The sequence below is a fragment of the Pseudomonas sp. 7SR1 genome, from assembly GCF_900156465.1.
GTDB lineage: Bacteria > Pseudomonadota > Gammaproteobacteria > Pseudomonadales > Pseudomonadaceae > Aquipseudomonas.
On sequence record NZ_LT707064.1, the window covers coordinates 620,263 to 643,537 of the forward strand.

Below are 23,275 nucleotides of genomic sequence, written 5' to 3' on the forward strand. Positions count from 1 at the left end.
CAAATCATGAGGCCAACATGCTTAAACACGCGGTCATTCCGTTTTTAGTCGGCGCCAGCTTATTAGCCAGCGCACCCTTCGCCCAAGCGGCGGCTAACCTGGTGTTCTGCTCCGAGGGCAGCCCGGCCGGTTTCGACCCGGGTCAATACACCACCGGAACCGACTTCGACGCCTCAGCCGAAACCATCTTCAACCGTCTGACCCAGTTCGAGCGTGGCGGTACCGCCGTGATCCCGGGCCTGGCGACCAAGTGGGACATTTCCGAAGATGGCCTGACCTACACCTTCCACCTGCGTGAAGGCGTCAAGTTCCATACGACCCCGTACTTCAAGCCGACCCGTACCTTCAACGCCGATGACGTGCTGTTCACCTTCAACCGCATGATCAGCAAGGACGATCCGTTCCGTAAGGCGTACCCGACCGAATTCCCGTACTTCACCGACATGGGCATGGACACCAACATCGCCAAGGTCGAGAAGCTGGACGACAAGACCGTCAGGTTCACCCTCAATGCCGTCGACGCTGCGTTCATCCAGAACATGGCCATGCACTTCGCCTCCATCCAGTCGGCCGAATACGCCGCTCAGCTGCTCAAGGAAGGCAAGCCCGCCGACATCAACCAGAAGCCCATCGGCACTGGTCCGTTCGTCTTCAAGAGCTACCAGAAAGACTCGAACATCCGCTTCACCGGCAACAAGGAATACTGGAACCCGGATGACGTGAAGATCGACAACCTGATCTTCGCCATCACCACCGACCCGTCGGTGCGTATCCAGAAGCTGAAGAAAAACGAATGCCAGGTCACCCTCTTCCCGCGTCCGGCCGATCTCAAGGCCATCCGCGAAGACAAGAACTTGAAGATGCCGGACCAACCGGGCTTCAACCTGGGCTACATCGCCTACAACGTGATGGACAAGATCAAGGGCAGCGACCAGCCCAACCCGATGGCCCAGCTGAAGGTGCGCCAGGCACTGGACATGGCCGTCAACAAGCAGCAGATCATCGATTCGGTGTACCAGGGCGCCGGCCAACTGGCCGTCAATGCCATGCCGCCTACCCAGTGGTCCTACGACACCACCATCAAGGATGCGCAGTACAACCCCGAGAAAGCCAAGGAACTGCTCAAGGAAGCGGGCATCAAGGAAGGCACCGAGATCACCCTGTGGGCGATGCCGGTCCAGCGCCCCTACAACCCGAACGCCAAGCTGATGGCCGAAATGCTGCAGTCCGACTGGGCCAAGATCGGCATCAAGGCCAAGATCGTGACCTACGAGTGGGGCGAGTACATCAAGCGTTCCAAGGGCGGCGAGAACGGCGCGATGCTGATCGGCTGGAGTGGCGACAACGGTGACCCGGACAACTGGCTCAACGTGCTGTTCGGTTGCGACTCGCTGCAGGGCAACAACTTCTCCAAGTGGTGCGACAAGAAGTTCGACGACATCGTCAAGCAGGCCAAGCGCACTTCGGACCAGTCCAAGCGCACCGAGCTGTACAAACAGGCACAACACATCCTCAAGGATGCGGTGCCGATGACACCTATCGCTCACTCGACGGTGTTCCAACCCATGCGCACCAATGTGCAGGACTTCAAGATCAGCCCGTTTGGCTTGAACTCCTTCTACGGTGTCAGCGTCGACAAATAAGGTATGCAACGGCGACGTTTCTTGACGTCGCCGTTGCTTTATCTGCCGAGACCCAGGAAATCGCCTACGTCCCTCAGGCCCTGTCCCAGGCTGCACTTTTGCAAGCCTGACAGCAAGACCAGGACTATCGCCCTTTCTTACAAGTCTTTCAGGCGTTACGCATTTACGACCCGGCTCGCGACTCATACCGTCGAATCCTGGTCGATCTGCCGGCACCTGTGTCATCGCTGCACGCAATGGAATGAACCCAGTGACCCGGCCCTTCGGAAGGTTGCCGCCTCACTGTCAAACACCCCGAACGAGAGAGGGAGCGTCATGCGCCATACCCTGGTTTTATCCGCATTGCTGAGTACCGGCCTGCTGGCCACGACATCCGCGGCCCTGGCCGCCAACGGCAGCCTGGTGTTCTGCTCCGAAGGCAGTCCCGCCGGCTTCGACACGGCGCAATACACCACCGCCACCGACAACGATGCCGCCGAACCGCTGTACAACCGCCTGGCCGAGTTTGAAAAGGGCGCGACCAATGTCGTCCCAGGCCTGGCGACGAGCTGGGACATTTCCGAAGACGGCTTGAAATACACCTTCCACCTGCGCGAAGGCGTGAAATTCCATACCACCGACTACTTCACCCCGACCCGGGATTTCAACGCCGACGACGTGGTGTTCACCTTCACCCGCATGCTCGATCCGCAGCATCCGTTCCGCAAGGCCTACCCCACCGAGTTCCCCTATTTCAACGGCATGAGCCTGAACAAGAACATCGCCAAGGTGGAAAAGACCGGGCCGTTGACGGTGGTCATGACCCTCAACAGCGTGGACGCCGCGTTCATCCAGAACATCGCCATGAGCTTCGCCTCGATCCTGTCGGCCGAGTACGCCGACCAGTTGCTCAAGAACGGCAAGCCGAGCGACATCAACCAGAAACCCATCGGCACCGGGCCTTTCGAGTTCAAGAGCTACCAGAAGGATTCCAACATCCGCTACGTGGCCAACAAGCAGTACTGGGCGCCGGAGCGGGTCAAGCTGAACAACCTGATCTTCTCCATCAACACCGACGCTTCGGTGCGGGTGCAGAAGCTCAAGGCCAACGAATGCCAGGTCACCCTGCATCCGCGCCCGGCCGACGTGCCGGCGCTGAAGAACGACCCCAAGCTGCAGTTGATCGAACGACCCGGCTTCAACCTTGGCTATATCGCCTACAACACTCGCCACAAACCGTTCGACCAGGTCGAAGTACGCCGGGCACTGGACATGGCGGTGAACAAGCAGGGCATCCTCAATGCCGTGTACCAGGGCGCGGGGCAACTGGCACAGAACGCCATGCCACCGACCCAGTGGTCCTACGACGACACCATCAAGGACGCGCCCTACAACCCGGAAAAAGCCAAGGAGCTGCTCAAGGCCGCCGGGGTCAAGGAAGGCACCGAAATCACCCTGTGGGCCATGCCCGTGCAGCGCCCCTACAACCCCAACGCCAAGCTGATGGCCGAGATGCTCCAGGCCGACTGGGCGAAGATCGGCTTGAAAGTGAAGATCGTCAGCTACGAATGGGGCGAGTACATCAAGCGCACCAAGAACGGCGAACACGACATCAGCCTGATCGGCTGGACGGGCGACAACGGGGACCCGGACAATTGGCTCGGCACGCTGTACAGCTGTGATGCCATCGGTGGCAACAACTACTCCATGTGGTGCGACCAGGACTACGACAAGCTGATCAAGCAGGCCAAGGTCGTCACCGACCGCGACCAGCGCACCGTGCTCTACAAACAGGCCCAGCAGTTGCTCAAGCAGCAAGTGCCGATCACCCCTGTCGCTCACTCGACGGTCAACCAGCCGTTGAGCGCCAAAGTCGAAGGATTCAAGGTCAGCCCCTTCGGACGCAACGTGTTCTCCGGCGTCAGCCTGGCGCCATAACCCAACCATGCATTGGCGGGGGTCCCTTGCGGGACCCTCATGCAGCCGTTTTGCCTGAATTCGCCATTCATACACCCAGCAAACGTTTGCGAACTGTGATGAGTTGTAAAACCAAAGCCGTATCACCAAAAAAGACCGGCGTTAAATAAAGAAAGAAAAAGGAGCTTCACAATGAAATTAAGCAGCAGCGCGTTACTGGCCCTGGCCATCAGCAGCGTTACCGCGACCGCCTATGCGGAGTCGCAGAGCCAGGCGGTCACTCCCGTGACCCTCAAGACCACCAGCGCGCAAAGTGAAGCCACTGGTTTCATCGAAGGGCAATCGGTGACCGGCACTACCCGTAACTGGTATGCCAACGAGCAGTTCAAGCGCGGTACGAAACTCACCTATCGCAAGAACGGCGAAGCCCGTGAGACCGACCGCCGCATCAACTGGGTACAAGGCACCATCGTCAAGTACAACTCCGGTTTCACCGAAGGTACCGTGGGCTTCAGCACCGAATTGGCGGCCTACAACGCCATCGCCCTGGACCAGGACCGCAAGGACCTGGCGTCCAACAACGGCGGTGCCCCGACCACCCGTCCTGGCGCCGGCAACAACCGTACGCTGACCCGTGAAGGCGGCGACGCCGTCGGCCAATGGAGCAAACTGGGCCTGGCCAACGTCAAGGCGCGCGTTTCCAATACCACCCTGACCGCCGGCCGCCAGAACTTCAGCAGCCCGATGGTCGACGTCATCGGCAACCGTGCACTGCCCTCCAGCTTCCAGGGTGTGAGCCTGCACAGTGAAGAGTTCGAGAACCTGGCTTTCGATATCGCCACCTTCGACCGTAACTCGCCACGTACCGAACAGAGCCAGCGCAAGTTCCGCTCCGAATACGGCGACAGCAGTGTCGAGACCGATCACGTCAACACCGCCGGTATCACCTACCAGCCACTGGCCAGCCTGAAGACCAGTCTCTGGGCAACCGAAGCCGAGGACATGTGGAACCAGTACTACTTTGGCGCCACCCATGAGCTGGGGGACAGCTCGGTGCTGAGCCTGACCACCGGCCTGAACTACTACAAGACCGTGGACTCGGGCAAAAGCAAGCTGGGCGAGATCGACAACGACACCTACTCCCTGTCGTTCGGACTGACCCACCAGGCCCACAGCCTGACGTTCTCCTACCAGGAAGTGAACGGCAACGAGTACTTCGACTACCTGCACGAGACCAACGGCATCTACCTGGCCAACTCCCTGCTGTCGGACTTCAACGGCCCGAACGAGAAATCCTTCCAGATCGCCTACGGCCTGAACATGGCCGAGTACGGCGTGCCTGGCCTGAAGTTCAACATCTACCAGGCGCGCGGCTGGGGTATCGACGGTACCCACTACAACAGCACCGGATATAGCGATGTGCGGGCGATGGACGGTGAACACCACTACGAATACGGCATCGGCGCGTCCTATGCCGTGCAGAGCGGCCCTCTGAAAGCCACTGCTATCCGAGCGACCTATACTGCCCACCGCGCCAGTGAAAACCAGGCCGACGGCAGCCTCAACGAGTTCCGCCTGGTCACCACCATCCCGTTCAACATTCTGTAAACCCTGCGCCGGGCGGTCGACTCACGAGGTCGGCCGCCCGGCTTTACCGTTACATCGATTGCAGAGGATTTGACGATGAACATGATTCCCCTACGCGCAGCCATCGCCGCCGCGTTGCTGAGTGTCGCCGTTGGCGCCACGGCCAAGCCCCTCGTGGTTTGCACAGAAGCCAGCCCGGAAGGCTTCGACATGGTCCAGTACACGACTGCAGTCACTGCCGACGCCGTGGCAGAAACCATTTTCAACCGCCTGGCCGACTTCAAGCCCGGCACCACCGAAGTGATTCCGGCCCTGGCCGAATCCTGGGACATCAGTGACGATGGCCTGACGTACACCTTCCACCTGCGCAAGGGCGTCAAGTTCCACACCACCGAATACTTCAAGCCGACCCGCGACATGAACGCCGACGACGTGGTCTGGAGTTTCCAGCGCCAGCTGGACCCGAACCACCCGTGGCACAAGCTGTCGAGCGTGGGCTTCCCCTACTTTGAAAGCATGGGTTTCAAAGAGCTGCTCAAAAGCGTCGAGAAAGTCGACGAACACACGGTCAAGTTCAGCCTGACCCGTCGCGAAGCGCCGTTCCTGGCCGACATCGCCATGGCCTTCTCCTCGATCTACCCGGCCGAATACGCCGACCAGCTGCTCAAGTCCGGCAAGACCGGCGATCTCAACAGCAAGCCGGTGGGCACCGGGCCGTTCGTCTTCCAGCGCTACAACAAGGATGCCCAGGTACGCTTCAAGGCCAACCCGGATTATTTCCGCGGCAAGCCGCCGGCCGATGCCCTGGTACTGGCCATCGCCACCGACAACAACGTCCGCCTGCAGAAACTCAAGGCCAACGAATGCCAGGTCGCGCTGTATCCCAAGCCCGATGACATTCCAAGCATCAAGAAAGACCCCAACCTGAAAGTCGATGAACTGGACGCCATGACCGTGTCCTACGTTGCCATGAACACCCAGCACAAGTACCTGAGCGACGTCCGGGTCCGCAAGGCCATCGACATCGCCTTCGACAAGGAAGCCTACGTCAATGCCCTGTTCGGCAAAGGCAACGCCACCGTCGGCGTCAACCCGTACCCGCCGACACTGCTGGGCTTCAATCATGAGCTGAAGAACCCGCCGCGGGACCTGGACAAGGCCCGCCAGTTGCTCAAGGAAGCCGGCGTGCCGGAAGGCACCGTGCTGACCCTGTTCACCCGCAACGGCGGCGGCCCGACCAACCCCAACCCGATGCTCGGCGCACAGATGATGCAGGCCGACCTGGCCAAGATCGGGCTCAAGGTGGACATCCGTGTGATGGAATGGGGCGAAATGCTCAAGCGCGCGAAAAACGGCGAGCACGATATGGTGTCCGCCGGATGGGCGGGCGACAACGGCGACCCGGATAACTTCCTGACGCCTATGCTCAGTTGCGAGGCGGCCAAGAACGGCGAAAACTACGCCCGCTGGTGCAACGAGAAATTCCAGGCGCTGATCGACCAGGCCCGCGCCACAGTGAACCCCGAAGAGCGGATCAAGCTCTATGAACAGGCCCAGGTGATTTTCAACCAGGACCAGCCATGGATCAGCATGGCCCACACCCGGATGTTCACGGCAATGCGCAAGAACGTAGAGGGCTACTCCATTAGCCCGCTCACCACCAATAACTTCGCCACCACCCAGGTGAAGTAGATAAGAAGATGCCCCGGCATCCCTGACCCCAGGGCTGCCGGGCACGCCTAACCGGCTGATGAGGTACACCTGAAGATGTTTAGTTTTATTGCCCGCCGACTGGGATTATTGATCCCCACGTTCTTCGGCATCACCTTGCTGACCTTCGCGTTGATTCGCATGATCCCCGGCGACCCCGTGGAAGTGATGATGGGCGAACGTCGGGTCGATCCCGAAATGCATGCTCAGGCAATGGAACGCCTTGGCCTGAACAAGCCGCTGTACGCCCAGTACCTGGACTACATCGGCAAACTGGCCCACGGCGATCTCGGCGAATCGCTGCGCACCCGTGAAAGCGTATGGACCGAGTTCAGCTCCCTGTTTCCCGCGACCCTGGAACTGTCCATGGCCGCCCTGTTGTTCGCCGGTATCCTGGGCCTGCTGGCCGGGGTGATCGCGGCACTCAAGCGAGGGTCCCTGTTCGACCATGGGGTGATGGGCGTCTCCCTGGCGGGTTATTCCATGCCGATCTTCTGGTGGGGCCTGATCCTGATCATGTTCTTCTCGGTGTCCCTGGGCTGGACCCCGGTGTCCGGACGGATCGACCTGCTCTACGACATCGAGCCGAAAACCGGCTTCATGCTGATCGACACCTTGCTGGCCGATGAGCCGGGCGCCTTCCTCGATGCCTTGCACCACCTGATCCTGCCGGCCATCGTGCTGGGCACCATTCCGCTGGCGGTGATCGCCCGGATGACCCGCTCCTCGATGCTGGAAGTGCTGCGCGAGGACTACATCCGTACCGCCCGGGCCAAAGGCCTTTCGCCGGCGCGCGTGGTATTCGTCCACGGCCTGCGCAACGCGCTGATCCCGGTACTGACCGTGGTCGGCCTGCAAGTCGGCACCCTGCTGGCCGGCGCGGTCCTGACCGAAACGATCTTCTCCTGGCCGGGCATCGGCAAGTGGCTGATCGAAGCCATCGGCGCCCGGGATTATCCCGTGGTGCAGAACGGCATCCTGTTAATCGCCTGCCTGGTGATTCTGGTCAACTTCGTCGTGGACATCCTCTACGGCTTTGCCAACCCACGTATCCGTCACCAGCGCTGAGATCAAATCAATGAGTACTCCAACTACCTCGGTAGCAGTCGATCAAAGCCTGCTGTACCCGTCCCCCTACAAAGAGTTCTGGCAGGCGTTTTCCCGCAACAAGGGCGCCGTGGCCGGGCTGATGTTCATGATCCTGGTGGTGTTCTGCGCGATCTTCGCGCCTTGGGTCGCCCCCCATGACCCGAGCGAGCAGTACCGCGACTTCCTGCTGACTCCGCCGGCCTGGCTCGAAGGCGGGCAGATCCAGTTCCTGCTGGGCACCGACGAACTGGGTCGCGACCTGCTGTCGCGCCTGATCCAGGGTTCGCGCCTGTCGCTGCTGATCGGTTTGTCGTCGGTGGTGATGTCGCTGATCCCGGGCATCCTGCTGGGGCTGTTCGCCGGGTTCTTCCCGCGGGTCCTCGGCCCGACCATCATGCGCCTGATGGACATCATGCTGGCCCTGCCTTCGCTGCTGCTGGCCGTGGCCATCGTCGCCATCCTCGGCCCAGGCCTGATCAACACCGTGATCGCCATCGCCATCGTTTCCCTGCCGTCCTACGTGCGCCTGACCCGCGCCGCGGTGATGGGCGAACTGAACCGCGACTACGTGACCGCCGCACGCCTGGCCGGCGCCGGCCTGCCGCGCCTGATGTTCATCACCGTGCTGCCCAACTGCATGGCGCCGCTGATCGTCCAGGCCACCCTGAGCTTCTCCTCGGCGATCCTCGACGCCGCCGCCCTGGGCTTCCTCGGCCTTGGCGTCCAGCCGCCCACCCCGGAGTGGGGCACCATGCTGGCTTCGGCCCGCGACTACATCGAACGCGCCTGGTGGGTGGTGAGCCTGCCCGGTTTGACCATTTTGCTCAGCGTGCTGGCAATCAACCTGATGGGCGACGGCCTGCGCGATGCGCTGGACCCGAAACTCAAGAATGCCGCCTGAGGAGATTCCCATGTCACTGCTAGAAATCAAGAATCTCAACGTCCGCTTCGGCGATGCCAACGCCGTTCCAGTGGTCGACGGCCTGGACCTGACCGTGGAAAAGGGTGAAGTGCTGGCCATCGTCGGCGAGTCGGGATCCGGCAAGTCCGTGACCATGATGGCGTTGATGGGTCTGATCGATCATCCCGGTATCGTCACGGCCGACGCGCTGAACTTCGACGGCAAGAACATGCTCAAGCTCAACAGCCGCCAGCGTCGGCAGATTGTCGGCAAGGACCTGGCGATGGTGTTCCAGGACCCGATGACCGCGCTCAACCCCAGCTATACCGTGGGTTTCCAGATCGAGGAAGTGCTGCGCCTGCACCTGAAGATGACCGGCAAGGCGGCCCGCAAGCGCGCCATCGAACTGCTGGAAAAAGTCGAGATCCCCGGCGCCGCCAACCGCATGGACGCCTACCCTCACCAACTGTCCGGTGGCATGAGCCAGCGCGTGGCGATTGCCATGGCCATCGCCGGCGAACCGAAGCTGCTGATCGCCGACGAACCCACCACCGCCCTGGACGTGACCATCCAGGCCCAGATCATGGACCTGCTGCTGGCGTTGCAGAAAGAGCAGAACATGGGTCTCGTGCTGATTACCCACGACCTAGCCGTGGTGGCCGAAACCGCCCAGCGCGTGTGCGTGATGTATGCCGGGCAGGCCGTGGAAGTGGGCAAGGTCCCGCAGTTGTTCGACATTCCCGCCCACCCGTACAGCGAAGCGTTGCTGGCGGCGATTCCGGAACACAGCATGGGTGCCGAGCGCCTGGCCACACTGCCGGGCATCGTCCCCGGTCGCTACGACCGTCCCCAGGGCTGCCTGCTGTCGCCGCGCTGTCCGTACGTGCAGGATAACTGCCGCCAGCAACGTCCCGCCCTCGACCCGAAAACCAACAGCCTCGCCCGCTGCTTCTACCCGTTGAACCAGGAGGTGGCGTGATGGCCGTCGTACTTACCGCCCGTGACCTGACCCGTCACTACGAAGTGTCCCGCGGCATGTTCAAGGGCCACGCCACCGTGCGCGCCCTCAATGGCGTGTCGTTCGAACTGGAGGCCGGCAAGACCCTGGCCGTGGTGGGCGAATCCGGTTGCGGCAAATCCACCCTCGCCCGGGCCCTGACGCTGATCGAGGAGCCGACCGCCGGTTCCCTGAAAATCGCCGGGCAGGAAGTGGCCGGCGCCAACAAGGCCGAGCGCAAGCAGTTGCGCAAGGACGTGCAGATGGTGTTCCAGAGCCCCTATGCGTCCCTCAACCCACGGCAGAAGATCGGCGATCAACTGGCCGAGCCGTTGTTGATCAACACCAGCCTGTCGGCTTCCGAACGGCGGGAAAAAGTCCAGGCGATGATGAAGCAGGTGGGACTGCGCCCCGAGCATTACCAGCGCTATCCGCACATGTTCTCCGGCGGCCAGCGCCAGCGCATCGCCCTGGCCCGCGCCATGATGCTGCAGCCCAAGGTACTGGTGGCGGACGAACCGACTTCGGCCCTGGACGTTTCGATCCAGGCCCAGGTGCTGAACCTGTTCATGGACCTGCAGCAGGAATTCAACACCGCCTATGTGTTCATTTCCCACAACCTGGCGGTGGTGCAGCACGTCGCTGACGATGTGATGGTGATGTACCTCGGCCGTCCGGTGGAAATGGGCCCCAAGGAAGCCATCTACAGCCGCCCGCTGCACCCGTATACCCAGGCGCTGCTGTCGGCTACCCCGACCATCCATCCGGACCCGAACAAGCCGAAGATCAAGATCGTCGGCGAGCTGCCCAACCCGCTCAACCCGCCACCCGGCTGCGCCTTCCACAAGCGCTGCCCTTACGCCACCGAGCGCTGCAAGACCGAAGAGCCGGCCCTGCGCCTGCTGGATAACCGTCAGGTAGCGTGTCACTACGCCGAGCAGTTCCTCGGCGGTGCGGCATAAGAGCCTGATTGGAAGGGCGGTATTGTCTATCAATGACACACCGCCCTTGTGGCGAGGGGATTCATCCCCGTTGGGCTGCGCAGCCCCCCTGAAAACTGACCATTCAATGTTCCAGACAAAAATCATGTCTGAAGTTTTGGGGGCTGCTTTGCAGCCCAGCGGGGATGAATCCCCTCGCCACAGGGTTCAGGCCAAGGCAAACCGCTGACGCATGCTCTTACCCCAGGGCGATGCCCCAATGGCCTGCCCCTCTCCTTTAATCCACACAGCCTGCCCATCGAGATTGACTTCAAAATTGAACCCCAGCAGCACCTGCCATTGCGCTGAGTCGGACGACGTAAAATCCACCCGCTCCCGGGTAATGGAACCGCCCTGCCAGTCCATGGTTCGCTCTCCCGCGATCTCATAGTAGGCGCCCGCGCCTTCAATAGAAGGAAACCGATAGACCTTCGGCTCCCGACCGCGCTCGGGAATATAGAAGATCAGCTCTCTCTGACGCCCATCGCCGCCTCTCCAACTGGCCTGGATCACAAAATCCTCACTGCTCTCGTCAGCCATCAACGTGAGCGAAGTTGAATCAAACGCGACGCCGCCTACCCATCCCTTCAAGTATCCCATCGCTTGTGCTGATTGGTCGTTGATGCTCATTTTTCTGCTCTCCACTCCCAGCTGAATCGCATTCGAGTTATAAGAGCCAACCGCACAAGCGTCTACTGTCAGACCTGACAGTGAATGATGGGTTTACCCGGACGCACACATAAAAAACGCCCTGTTACCAGGGCGTTTTTTATTGAAAGCAGCGAACCGCGACGCCTGGATCAGGTCTGGCTATCGCCCTCTTCATCCGTATCGATGGACGAGTCGTCATCGTCCGTATCGCCGGATGTCCCTTCGTCATTCGTCGCGATCATCATCGCGCCCTGCGTCACCTGGCCATTGAGCGCCTGCTTGTCATGTTCATCGCACTCGGCCCAGGCGAGCGATGAACCGAGGGACAGCATCACCAGCACTTTCAATACGAACATCATGTGCAGAAACCTGTTCATAGCCGATTCCTCTTGTCTGAAATGAAGCCGTGACCCGACGGCATCCGGGATACCACTCCCCTAGAGGCTGGCTCCTAAGGATTAGGACGCGCAACCCGAGGCAGAATGCCCTGAACCTACAGACCACTTTCGAATAACGCTTATTTCCAAGCGTTATGCTGTGTAGCGGCCCGCAGGCCGGTCTCCCGACAGAATCAGGCTCAGCTCATGCCCATCCAGTTAGGCAGCACCAGGGAAATCCACGGCACATAGGTAATCAGGACCAGGAACGCCAGCAGAATCATCAACCAGGGCATGGCCGCCCGAATGGTGGCGGGCAGGGACATGCCGGTCACGGCCGACGTGACGAACAGATTCAGCCCCACCGGCGGCGTGATCAAGCCGATTTCCAGGTTCACGACCATGATGATGCCCAGGTGGATCGGATCTATGCCCAGCTTCATGGCGATGGGAAACAGGATCGGTGCCAGGATCAGGATGATCGCCGAAGGCTCCATGAACGCACCGGCAATCAGCAGCACGATGTTCACCACCAGCAGGAACGTCACGGGGGTCAGGCCGGCATCGAGCACCCACGCGGTGATTTGCTGCGGCAATTGCTCGGTGGTCAGCACATGAGCGAAGAGCATGGCGTTGGCGATGATGAACATCAACATGATGCTCAACTTGGCCGATTCCAGCAGCACCTTGGGCGTCTCGCGGAACGAGAGGTCCTTGTAGACGAACAATGCGATGAACGCCGAGTACACCGCAGCCACGGCGGCCGCCTCGGTCGGTGTGAACATTCCTGAATAGATCCCGCCAAGAATGATGACCATCAGCAACAGGCCCCAGATCGCCTGGCGCGCGGTGCTCAGCCACTCCCGCAGTGTCGCCCTGGGCATGGCCGGCAGGTTTTTCTTCACCGCGACGATGTAGATCGCCACCATCAATGCAAACCCCAGCAGCAGGCCTGGGACGACACCGGCCATGAACAGCTTGCCCACCGACGTTTCTGTCGCGGCGGCATAGACCACCATGACGATCGATGGCGGGATCAATATCCCCAGGGTGCCAGCATTGCACACGATGCCCGCCCCAAACGCCTGTGGATAACCCGAGCGCACCATCCCCGCAATGGCGATGGAGCCAACCGCCGCCACGGTTGCCGGGCTGGAGCCCGAGAGTGCCGCAAACAGCATGCACGCCAGCACCGCCGCGATCGCCAGCCCGCCACGGATATGTCCGACGCAGGCGTTGGCGAAATCGATCAGCCTTCGTGCCACGCCGCCCGTGGTCATGAACGCACCCGCCAGCAGGAAGAATGGAATCGCCAGCAACGTATAGTGTTCGGACGTTTCGAACAGCTTGATCGCCAGCGAACGCACCGAGTCGGGGCTGAAGAAGATGATGGTCAGCGAACCGGCCAACCCCAACGAAATCGCAATGGGCACGCCGATGAACATCAGCACGAACAGCGCCACGAACAGGAAGGCAATGGTCATGGTCTGTCTTCCTCGTGTTCGGTCAGCTTGACGGCTTCGGCCGCTTCATCGGCCAGGCCCAGGCCCGTCTGGCGATTACCCAGGATCCGGACAAGAATTTCGGCGAACCGGATGAACACCAGGGCGAAGCCGACCGGCACGATCAGGCCGATGTGCCATTGCATGATGCCGAAATGGCCCAGGTCCTCGGCGCCGATCTGGGCAATCATCAGGGTGTTGATCCATTCGAAGCTCGCCACCGCCAGCAACCCGGCGTAAGCGAGGCAGCACAGGCAAGCGATGACACCGATGAAGCGTTGCACCGGCTTGCTGGCCAGTTTCACCAACGCATCGACACCGATGTGCCCGGCGGTGCGGACACCGTAGGACAGCCCGAAAAAAATCAGCCAACCAAACAGTGCCTTGGTCAGGGACGTGCTCCAGGTCATGGCCTGAGCCATGGCCATGATGGAATCGCCCGTGGCGAACAGCAGCTCACTGGCGCCCGGCCAACGGTCACCCAGGCTGTAGAAGACGCTGTAGAGATTGTTGAGCACCACATAGACGAAGGTAACCAGCGTCATGGCGGCGAGGAGGAAGGCGATGAACCCTTCCTCGAAATGTTCCCAGGTGCGCCGAAGGGCGTTCATGGCGTGACCTCTGCTGTGGAAGACGACGACAGGCCGACGCTGCCGGACGGCAGCGCGGCCAACCAATCACTGGGCCTTGTTGGAGGCTTCGGCCGCCTTGATCAGGTCAGCGCCGATATCGCTTTCGAACTTTTTCCACACCGGCTTCATCTTGTCGCGCCATGCGTTGCGCTCTTGCGGGGTGAGCGTAATGATCTCGGTGGTCTTGGCGTCGAGGATGCGCTGCTTGTCGTGCTCGTTCAGTTGCGCCGCTTCCTTGTTCACGTGGGCAGTGACTTCGACCAGGATCTTGTCCAGCTCAGTGCGGATGTCAGCCGGCAGGTCGTTCCAGAACTTGGTGTTGGTGATCAGCATGTAGTCGAGTAAGCCGTGGTTGGACTCGGTGATGTACTTCTGCACTTCATGCATTTTCTGGCTGTAGATGTTCGAGTACGGGTTTTCCGCACCGTTGACCACACCGGTCTGCAACCCTTGGTACACCTCGGCAAAACTCATCTTGCGCGGGTTGGCATTGACGGCCTTGAACTGCTCCTCCAGAACAGCCGAAGCCTGTACCCTGAATTTCAGGCCACGCGCATCCTTGGGTTCGCGCAGCGGTTTGTTGGCCGACAACTGTTTCATCCCGTTGTGCCAATAAGCCAGACCCGTGATGTTCTTGCTCTCCATGGACTTGAGCAACTTCTGCCCCTCGGGGCTCAACTGAAAACGGTCCACCGCGGCAATGTCATCGAACAGGAACGGCAGGTCGAACAACTGCACCGTCTTGGTGTACTGCTCGAACTTGGCCAGCGAGGGCGCAATCATCTGCACGTCCCCCAACAGCAGGGCTTCCATTTCCTTGCCGTCGCCGAACAGCGAGGAGTTGGGGTAGACCTCCACCTTCACCTTGCCTGGCAGCCGCTCTTCCACGAGTTTCTTGAACATCAGCGCGCCTTGGCCTTTGGGCGTCTGCTCGGCGACCACATGGGAAAACTTGATGACCACCGGATCTGCGGCCATGACCGTGCTCAACGCACTGAGGGCCAACATGCAGACGAGCGCTTTCCATACAGGTTTGAACATGGCAGGACTTCCTCTTGGTTTTATTTTTTTCGTACGGCTCATTCAAAACGCGGTGCACGGCGAAACAATCTGAGTCTAGGCAGAAAAACGGCTTGCCGGAGGGCGATGAAGATTTTCAAACGGTTGGCGAACAAACGCCGCAGGGGAGGCAAGCCACGGAGGCAGGCCCCTATGACGCGCAGATTCGGATCTGATGGGATTTTTCGGCGATTCGACGGTATCGCCTGGATGACTTGGAATGGGGGAGCCAGGCCAGCCCCCCATTTTTTTGCCGCTTTGACGTTTAGTGATGCTCGCGGGTCGCGCGGAATTTCACATCCGGCCAGCGCTCTTCCATCAGCGCCAGGTTGACCCGGGTCGGTGCCAGGTAGGTCAGGTGACCGCCACCGTCCAATGCCAGGTTTTCCACGGCCTTGTTGGAAAATTCCTCGAGCTTCTTCTTGTCGCTGCAATCGACCCAGCGGGCCGAGTACACGGTGATCGGCTCATAGGAACATTCGACCTTGTATTCCTCTTTCAAGCGACTGGCGACCACATCGAACTGCAGCACACCCACGGCGCCGAGGATGATGTCGTTGCTGCGCTCCGGGAAGAACACCTGGGTGGCACCCTCTTCGGCCAGTTGCTGCAAGCCCTGGCGCAGCTGCTTGGACTTGAGCGGGTCCTTCAGGCGTACGCGGCGGAACAGCTCCGGGGCGAAGTGCGGGATGCCGGTGAAGCCCAGGGTTTCGCCTTCGGTGAAGGTGTCGCCGATCTGGATGGTGCCATGGTTGTGCAAACCGATGATGTCACCGGCGAAGGCTTCTTCCAGCTGCTCGCGTTCCGAGGAGAAGAAGGTCAGGGCGTCGCCGATGCGCACGTCCTTGCCCGTGCGCACGTGGCGCATCTTCATGCCTTTCTCGTATTTGCCCGAGCAGATGCGCATGAACGCGATACGGTCGCGGTGCTTGGGGTCCATGTTCGCCTGGATCTTGAAGATGAAGCCCGAGAACTTCTCCTCCACCGGATCCACGGTGCGCTCGTTGGCAACCCGTGGCAGTGGACGCGGGGCCCAGTCCACCACGGCATCGAGCACATGGTCCACGCCGAAGTTGCCCAGGGCGGTGCCGAAGAACACCGGCGTCATCTGGCCGTCGATGAAGGCCTGCTGGTCGAATTCGTGGCAGGCGCCCTGCACCAGCTCCAGTTGCTCGATGAAGCGTTCGTACTCGTCCCCCAGGTGTGCGCGCGCCTCGTCGGAGTCCAGGCGTTCGATGATCTTGGTTTCAGTGCGCTCGTGGCCGTGACCGGCGGTGTAGACGATGATGTAGTCGCCAGCCAGGTGGTACACGCCCTTGAAGTCGCGGTAGCAGCCGATCGGCCAGGTGATCGGCGCCGCCTTGATCTTGAGCACCGCTTCGATCTCGTCGAGCAGCTCGATCGGATCACGGATGTCGCGGTCGAGCTTGTTGATGAAGCTGACGATCGGGGTATCGCGAAGGCGGCAGACGTCCATCAGGGCGATGGTCCGCGGCTCGACGCCCTTACCGCCGTCGAGGACCATCAGCGCCGAGTCCACCGCCGTCAGGGTGCGGTAGGTATCCTCGGAGAAGTCTTCGTGGCCCGGGGTGTCGAGCAGGTTGATCATGTGATCGCGATACGGGAACTGCATCACCGACGTGGTAATCGAGATACCCCGCTGCTTTTCCATCTCCATCCAGTCGGAGGTGGCATGACGGTCGGACTTGCGGGATTTCACCGTGCCGGCGACCGCAATGGCCTTGCCCATCAGCAAGAGCTTTTCGGTGATGGTGGTCTTACCCGCGTCGGGGTGGGAAATAATGGCGAAAGTGCGGCGTTTCGCGACTTCGGCGGCCTGTTTGGTCATGGGAAATCGCCTGGCAGGTGGTTCAAAAAAGGGCGGCGAGTATAGCCCAAAACCACTGCCCTGGACCACCGTACGTAAGGGCAGTCCCCGCCCGGACGCCCAATCTGCCGGAGCCCGACGGCATCCCGGGAGGGAACCTTTTCGACAGCACGCACGTCCACTCCCCTGTTACGGCTTCGCCAGGGCCTGAAAAATCAGCATGTTAGCCTGGCGAGGCTGCGCTCATGGCTCCAATGACCTGCCGTTCGCCGGCATTGGCAGAGCCGCTTCTCGCGCCCCTTTTCCCGACACCCCTCATGGGGGCTGCCGCCAGGGAAAGCGGGTGCCGACCGAAAGAAAAAGGAGTCCGCCTGTGGCTATCCGCTATGGCAAAGGGCTGACAGGAGGCGTGGTCGTCGTCGCGCTCCTGGCCCTGTTGGTCCACTGGATCGGCATCGATACGATCCAACATTATCGCGACGACTTGCTGTTCTATCTCCAGGCTCACCTGATGCTGGTCGTGGTTTCCATGCTGGCGGCCCTGGTCGTCGGCCTTCCCGCCGGCGTCGTCCTCAGCCGTCCCGCCATGGCCGGGCGCGCCGAGCGCTTCATGCAACTGTTCAACATCGGCAACACCGTGCCGCCCCTGGCCGTACTGGCCATCGCCCTGGGCATCCTGGGCATCGGCAGCGGGCCCGCCATCTTCGCCCTGTTCCTCGCCTCGCTGCTGCCCATCGTGCGCAACACCTATGAGGGTCTGAAGAACGTCCAGGGCTCTCTCAAGGAAGCCGCCACCGGCATCGGCATGACCCCGCGCCAGGTGCTGTGGAAAGTCGAGCTGCCCAACGCCGTGCCGATCATCGTCGGCGGCGTGCGCGTGGCACTGGCCATCAACGTCGGCACCGCACCGCTGGCCTTCCTGATCGGCGCCAACAGCCTCGGCAGCCTGATCTTCCCCGGCATCGCCTTGAACAACCAGCCGCAACTGCTGCTCGGCGCGGCCTGCACCGCCCTGTTGGCGCTGCTGCTCGACGGCCTGGTGACACTGGCCAGCCGCCTCTGGCTGGAACGCGGCCTGCGCCCGTCATAAACCCGGTTGGATAAAGGAATCGTGATGAAGAAGACAAGCTTGTTGCTGGGCTGCCTGCTGCTGTTCGCAGGGATAGCCCAGGGCGCGGAAAAACCACTGATCCGCCTCGGCGCCCGGGTGTTCACCGAACAGACCCTGCTGGCGGAAATCACTGCCCAGTACCTGCGCGCCAAAGGCTACGACGCGCAGATCACCGGCGGCCTTGGCAGCAACCTGGCCCGCAGCGCCCATGAGACCGGGCAACTGGACCTGCTTTGGGAATACACCGGGGTGTCACTGGTGTCCTACAACCATGTCACGGAAAAACTCGACAGCGCCCAGTCCTATGCCCGGGTGAAAGAACTCGATGCGAAAAAAGGCCTGGTCTGGCTTTCACCGTCGAAATTCAGCAACACCTACGCACTGGCCTTGCCCGAGAAAGTCGCCCGGCAGTACCCGCAGATCAACAACATCAGTCAGCTCAACGCCGTGCTGCAGGCCGAAGCCGACGACAGTCACCTGGTGGCGCTGGATACCGAATTCGCCAACCGCTCCGACGGTCTGGCGGGCATGGTGGAACAGTACGGCATGGACCTGACCCGCAAGAACATTCGGCAGATGGATGCGGGCCTGGTCTATACCGCGCTGCGCAACAGCCAGGTATTCGCCGGGCTGGTCTACACCACCGATGGCCGGCTGAACGCCTTCAAGCTGAAACTGCTGGAAGACGACAGGCACTACTTCCCCGACTACACCGCCGCGCCGGTGGTGCGCCAAGCCTTCCTTGACGCGCATCCGCAACTGGCTGCCCAGCTCAAGCCACTGGCCGAACTGTTCGATGACCAGACCATGCGCCAGCTCAACGCCCGTGTGGACGTCGACCACGAGAGCCCTTCCGCTGTCGCGGCCGATTTCCTGCGCCAACACCCAATCGACTGAGGAGGAAAAGTCATGGAATTATTGAACGCCTTTTCCCATCTCGACTGGCAACAGGTCCTGCACCTGACCTGGCAACACATCACCCTGGTCGGCATTGCCGTGACCCTGGCGATCGTCATCGGCGTACCGCTGGGCATTTTCATGACCCGTTTCCCTGCCCTCGCCGGCCCGTTGCAGGCCAGCGCCACCGTACTGCTGACGATTCCGTCGATTGCCCTGTTCGGCCTGCTGCTGCCGTTCTATTCCACTTTCGGCCAGGGCCTGGGACCGCTGCCGGCGATCACCGCAGTGTTCCTTTATTCCCTGTTGCCCATCATGCGCAACACCTACCTGGCCCTCACGGGCGTGGAGCCGGGCATCCGTGAAGCCGCCCGAGGCATCGGCATGACCTTTGGCCAGCGCCTGCGCATGGTCGAACTGCCCATCGCCGTGCCAGTGATCCTGGCCGGTGTGCGCACCGCCGTGGTCATGAACATCGGCGTCATGACCATCGCCGCCACCATCGGCGCCGGTGGCCTGGGCGTGCTCATCCTCGCTTCCATCAGCCGCAGCGACATGTCGATGCTGATCGTCGGCGCCGTGCTGGTCAGTCTCCTGGCCATCTTCGCCGACCTGCTCCTGCAATGGCTGCAACGCTCGCTGACAAGTAGGGGGTGTTCGCCGCAAATGACGGGCGCGCCGACGCCCCACAAAGCGCAAGACTAGGCGCGAGGAGAGAAGTTTGGTTTTTTCAAATGAACGACGAGCAACGACGGATTGCGCTTTGTGGGGCTCGGCTCCAACGCGCCCGTCATTTGCGGCGAACACCCCCTATACAGGACTCCTCAAATGATCGAACTTCAAAACCTCAGCAAAACCTTCAAGAGCAACGGCAAGGACGTCAAGGCCGTGGACTCGGTGAACCTGACCGTCAACGAAGGCGAGATCTGCGTGTTCCTCGGGCCGTCGGGCTGTGGCAAGAGCACCACCTTGAAGATGATCAATCGCCTGATCCCGCCCACCTCGGGCAAGGTATTGATCAACGGCGAAGACACCACCAACCTGGACGAAGTGACCCTGCGCCGCAACATCGGCTACGTGATCCAGCAGATCGGCCTGTTCCCGAACATGACCATCGAGGAAAACATCACCGTGGTCCCGCGCCTGCTGGGCTGGGACAAGCACAAATGTCACGACCGCGCCCGCGAGCTGATGAGCATGATCAAGCTCGAGCCCAAGCAGTACCTGCATCGTTATCCCCGTGAACTGTCGGGTGGCCAGCAGCAGCGGATCGGGGTGATCCGCGCCCTGGCGGCCGATGCGCCGTTGCTGCTGATGGACGAACCCTTCGGCGCGGTGGACCCGATCAACCGCGAGATGATCCAGAACGAGTTCTTCGAGATGCAGCGGGCACTGAACAAGACCGTGATCATGGTCAGCCACGACATCGACGAAGCCCTCAAGCTGGGGGACAAGATTGCGATCTTCCGTGCCGGCAAGCTGATCCAGTGCGATCACCCGGACACCCTGCTGGCACATCCGGCGGATGAGTTTGTCAGCAACTTCGTCGGCCAGGACAGCACCCTCAAGCGCCTGCTGCTGGTCAAGGCCGAGGACGCGGCGGACAACGCGCCGTCGGTCAGCCCGCAAACGCCGGTGGCCGAAGCGCTGGAGCTGATGGACGAGCACGACCGCCGCTACGTGGTGGTCACCTGTGCCCAGAACAAGGCCCTGGGTTATGTCCGACGTCGCGACCTGCATCGCCAGACCGGCACCTGCGCCCAGTTCCTGCGTGAGTTCAATGCCACGGCGGCGTATGACGAGCACCTGCGGATCCTGCTGTCGCGCATGTACGAGTTCAACCGCTCGTGGCTGCCGGTCATGGACGCCGAGCGGGTGTTCCTCGGAGAAGTGACCCAGGAATCCATCGCCGAGTACCTGAGTTCCGGTAAGTCCCGTGGGGGCAAGACCAGCATCGTTTCGCCGGCGGAGATTGCGCAGGTCTGATCACCCCAACGAACCCACAGTTTCCGGGGCGGTCACCAAAATGGTGTCTCTGCCCGAAACGCACCGATTATCCATCCAGCGGGAACATCAATCCGTCACACAGGTCGGTTACATCAGGAGCTGTCGCGCGCGGCACGACAGACGCGTGCAAAAACGCGACATTTTTAGTTGATCTCAGGCCCCTCACGCCCTAAAGTTCGCGCCGAACGTCCATGCTGGAAACGATCCATCCGGCTCAAGTACTGACGACGAGACAGCAAGGCCAAGGGAACATGCGTCCCATGGCCTTTTTGCTTTCGGCGACATGCCTTGGGAAGTAGGCGAACCAAAGTGGGGATACGGAGGACGTTCACGAGGGCTGCCAGCCCTCAAACCCATTGATCCTGATGTTTGCCAGTAGGAGTCCCAACGTATGTCGATCCAGGTCGAAGATTATTTCGCGCGCGAAACCTTTCAGAAAATGAAGGCTTTCGCCGACAAGCAGGAAACCCCGTTCGTAGTGATCGACACCGCGATGATCGCCCAGGCCTATGACGACCTGCGCGCCGGTTTCGAATTCGCCAAGGTCTACTACGCCGTCAAGGCCAACCCGGCGGTGGAAATCATCGACCTGCTCAAGGAAAAGGGTTCGAACTTCGACATCGCCTCGATCTACGAGCTGGACAAGGTCTTGAGCCGCGGTGTGGGACCCGAGCAGATCAGCTACGGCAACACCATCAAGAAATCCCGGGACATCCGCTACTTCTACGACAAGGGCGTGCGCCTGTACGCCACCGACTCCGAAGCCGACCTGCGCAACATCGCCAAGGCCGCGCCGGGCTCGAAAGTCTATGTCCGCATCCTCACCGAAGGCTCGACCACCGCAGACTGGCCGCTGTCGCGCAAGTTCGGTTGCCAGACCGACATGGCCATGGACCTGCTGATCCTGGCCCGTGACCTGGGCCTGGAACCGTACGGCATCTCGTTCCACGTCGGCTCGCAACAGCGCGATATCAGCGTCTGGGACGCGGCGATCGCCAAGGTCAAGGTGATCTTCGAGCGTCTGAAGGAAGAAGATGGCATCGTCCTGAAGCTGATCAACATGGGCGGTGGCTTCCCGGCCAACTACATCACCCGCACCAACAGCCTGGAAACCTATGCCGAGGAAATCATCCGCTTCCTCAAGGAAGACTTCGGCGAAGATCTGCCGGAAATCATCCTCGAGCCAGGCCGCTCGCTGATCGCCAACGCTGGCATCCTGGTGAGTGAAGTGGTGCTGGTGGCGCGCAAGTCCCGCACCGCGGTGGAGCGTTGGGTGTACACGGACGTGGGCAAGTTCTCCGGCCTGATCGAAACCATGGACGAAGCCATCAAGTTCCCGATCTGGACCGAGAAGAAAGGCGAGATGGAAGAAGTGGTCATCGCCGGCCCGACCTGCGACAGCGCCGATATCATGTACGAGAACTACAAGTATGGCCTGCCACTGAACCTGGCCATCGGCGACCGCCTGTACTGGCTCTCGACCGGTGCCTACACCACCAGCTACAGCGCCGTGGAATTCAATGGCTTCCCGCCGCTGAAGTCGTACTACGTATAACGCGTCGCTCGCCTGAGCTGAAAAAGCCCGTGACGGTTGTCACGGGCTTTTTTCATGCCTGCGATCCGGTCGATGTCCCCCCTGGCGCTCAAGCGCGAGCCGAATCTTCCAATACATCCAGCCGCGCCTGGTAGGCCTCGATGAGTGACTCCAGGCCGGGCAACCGGGCGCCCTGCAGGATGGGCGTGGCGCGGCGAAGGAAGTTCAGATTGCCGGCGTGCAGCGCACGCCACAACCACACCAGGCCCTCTTCGAACTGTCCTTGCGCCAACAGCACGCAACCGTGGCTGAACTGCCCACGAAAATCGCCGGCCTCGGCCGAACACCGGTACCAGTATGCTGCCGCCAACGGATCCGCCGGACAGTGGCGACCGTCTTCCAGATAACGCCCCAAGAGATTCATCGACTTCGCATGGCCCAACTCCGCGGCTCGCCGATAGAGGGCCAGGGCTTGAGCCTGGTCTTGCATCACGCCGCGCCCGGTGGCCAGCAGGTTGGCGTAGTTGTACATCGCCCAGTCCAACCCCGCCTCGGCGGCCAGGCGATAGTGCGCTGCGGCGGTGGCGGCATCGCTGGCGCACCCCCAACCGTGTTCATGACAGCGCCCCAGCATATTGCGCGCCATCAGGTGTCCGCGTCGGGCCGCGATGCCGAACCAGCGCACCGCCAGCGGTTGGTCTTGGGCGATGCCACGGCCGTCGAGCAGAATCTGCCCCAGCAAAGCCTGGGCATCGAGCACGCCCTGGCCGGCGGCGAGCAGAATCGCCTGGGCCGCTCGCGAAGGGCTGTCGTCGAGCATGGCAGCCCAGTCGTTAGCGTCGAGCACCTGCTGGCGGCGCAGACGGAAATCCAT

20 protein-coding genes are annotated in these 23,275 nt (G+C 61.2%); 13 read left to right on the top strand and 7 right to left on the bottom strand.

Translation table 11 applies throughout. The annotated features are described in order from the left end of the window. Window positions 1-17: 17 nt before the first annotated feature. The 8 genes from BW992_RS03025 (at window position 18) to BW992_RS03060 (ending at window position 10,785) form a co-directional block, all read left to right on the top strand. A complete protein-coding gene (locus BW992_RS03025; RefSeq protein ID WP_072388468.1) occupies window positions 18-1,643 on the top strand; it encodes an ABC transporter substrate-binding protein in 1,626 nt (541 codons plus the stop codon). A 315-nt stretch (window positions 1,644-1,958) separates the two neighbouring features. Continuing rightward, a complete protein-coding gene (locus BW992_RS03030) occupies window positions 1,959-3,560 on the top strand; it encodes an ABC transporter substrate-binding protein (RefSeq protein ID WP_072430747.1) in 1,602 nt (533 codons plus the stop codon). Between the two features lie 171 nt (window positions 3,561-3,731). Beyond that, entirely contained in the window at window positions 3,732-5,147 is a 1,416-nt protein-coding gene (locus tag BW992_RS03035) for an OprD family porin (RefSeq protein WP_072388472.1), read from the top strand. 75 nt (window positions 5,148-5,222) lie between these two features. Next, window positions 5,223-6,818 carry an ABC transporter substrate-binding protein gene (locus tag BW992_RS03040; RefSeq protein ID WP_072430746.1) on the top strand — a complete coding sequence of 532 codons (1,596 nt, stop codon included), beginning with the start codon at window positions 5,223-5,225 and terminating at the stop codon, window positions 6,816-6,818. A 75-nt stretch (window positions 6,819-6,893) separates the two neighbouring features. Further along, window positions 6,894-7,904, top strand: a complete 1,011-nt coding sequence (locus BW992_RS03045) for an ABC transporter permease subunit (protein WP_072388476.1) — start codon at window positions 6,894-6,896, stop codon at window positions 7,902-7,904. Window positions 7,905-7,914: 10 nt separating this feature from the next. Then, window positions 7,915-8,826, top strand: a complete 912-nt coding sequence (locus tag BW992_RS03050) for an ABC transporter permease subunit (protein ID WP_072388478.1) — start codon at window positions 7,915-7,917, stop codon at window positions 8,824-8,826. Between the two features lie 10 nt (window positions 8,827-8,836). Continuing rightward, entirely contained in the window at window positions 8,837-9,805 is a 969-nt protein-coding gene (locus tag BW992_RS03055; protein WP_072388480.1) for an ABC transporter ATP-binding protein, read from the top strand. Beyond that, the gene (locus BW992_RS03060) at window positions 9,805-10,785 is read left to right on the top strand and encodes a peptide ABC transporter ATP-binding protein (RefSeq protein ID WP_072388482.1); all 981 of its coding nucleotides are present in this window, start codon (window positions 9,805-9,807) and stop codon (window positions 10,783-10,785) included. The genes BW992_RS03055 and BW992_RS03060 overlap by 1 nt, the downstream gene beginning before the upstream one ends. Before the next feature lie 186 nt (window positions 10,786-10,971). On the opposite strand, the gene BW992_RS03065 is transcribed toward BW992_RS03060, so the two are convergent. From BW992_RS03065 to BW992_RS03090, 6 genes are all read right to left on the bottom strand, one after another. Further along, a complete protein-coding gene (locus BW992_RS03065) occupies window positions 10,972-11,433 on the bottom strand; it encodes a hypothetical protein (protein WP_072388484.1) in 462 nt (153 codons plus the stop codon). 170 nt (window positions 11,434-11,603) lie between these two features. Beyond that, on the bottom strand, window positions 11,604-11,831 hold the full coding sequence (locus BW992_RS03070; protein ID WP_072388486.1) for a hypothetical protein: 228 nt from the start codon (window positions 11,829-11,831) through the stop codon (window positions 11,604-11,606). Window positions 11,832-12,031: 200 nt separating this feature from the next. Then, the gene (gene dctM / locus BW992_RS03075) at window positions 12,032-13,315 is read right to left on the bottom strand and encodes a C4-dicarboxylate TRAP transporter large permease protein DctM (protein ID WP_072388488.1); all 1,284 of its coding nucleotides are present in this window, start codon (window positions 13,313-13,315) and stop codon (window positions 12,032-12,034) included. After that, window positions 13,312-13,944, bottom strand: a complete 633-nt coding sequence (locus BW992_RS03080) for a TRAP transporter small permease (RefSeq protein ID WP_072388490.1) — start codon at window positions 13,942-13,944, stop codon at window positions 13,312-13,314. Before BW992_RS03080 ends, dctM begins: the two co-directional genes overlap by 4 nt. Window positions 13,945-14,010: 66 nt before the next feature. Then, entirely contained in the window at window positions 14,011-15,006 is a 996-nt protein-coding gene (locus BW992_RS03085) for a TRAP transporter substrate-binding protein (RefSeq protein WP_072388492.1), read from the bottom strand. A gap of 283 nt (window positions 15,007-15,289) precedes the next feature. Continuing rightward, a complete protein-coding gene (locus tag BW992_RS03090; RefSeq protein WP_076405570.1) occupies window positions 15,290-16,873 on the bottom strand; it encodes a peptide chain release factor 3 in 1,584 nt (527 codons plus the stop codon). 352 nt (window positions 16,874-17,225) lie between these two features. On the opposite strand from BW992_RS03090, the gene BW992_RS03095 reads away from it, so the two are divergent. From BW992_RS03095 to BW992_RS03115, 5 genes are all read left to right on the top strand, one after another. Then, window positions 17,226-17,942 (top strand): ABC transporter permease, encoded by a 717-nt coding sequence (locus BW992_RS03095; protein WP_072388496.1) that lies wholly within the window; start codon window positions 17,226-17,228, stop codon window positions 17,940-17,942. Window positions 17,943-17,966: 24 nt separating this feature from the next. Then, window positions 17,967-18,860 (top strand): glycine betaine ABC transporter substrate-binding protein, encoded by an 894-nt coding sequence (locus BW992_RS03100; RefSeq protein ID WP_076405572.1) that lies wholly within the window; start codon window positions 17,967-17,969, stop codon window positions 18,858-18,860. A gap of 12 nt (window positions 18,861-18,872) precedes the next feature. Next, window positions 18,873-19,565 carry an ABC transporter permease gene (locus BW992_RS03105; protein WP_072388500.1) on the top strand — a complete coding sequence of 231 codons (693 nt, stop codon included), beginning with the start codon at window positions 18,873-18,875 and terminating at the stop codon, window positions 19,563-19,565. 123 nt (window positions 19,566-19,688) lie between these two features. After that, on the top strand, window positions 19,689-20,846 hold the full coding sequence (locus BW992_RS03110) for an osmoprotectant ABC transporter ATP-binding protein OsmV (protein ID WP_072388502.1): 1,158 nt from the start codon (window positions 19,689-19,691) through the stop codon (window positions 20,844-20,846). A 412-nt stretch (window positions 20,847-21,258) separates the two neighbouring features. Continuing rightward, the gene (locus tag BW992_RS03115) at window positions 21,259-22,422 is read left to right on the top strand and encodes a type III PLP-dependent enzyme (RefSeq protein WP_072388504.1); all 1,164 of its coding nucleotides are present in this window, start codon (window positions 21,259-21,261) and stop codon (window positions 22,420-22,422) included. An 88-nt stretch (window positions 22,423-22,510) separates the two neighbouring features. Here BW992_RS03115 and BW992_RS03120 read toward each other — a convergent pair whose 3' ends face one another. Beyond that, window positions 22,511-23,275, bottom strand: coding sequence for a tetratricopeptide repeat protein (locus BW992_RS03120; protein WP_076405574.1), 765 nt, complete (start codon window positions 23,273-23,275; stop codon window positions 22,511-22,513).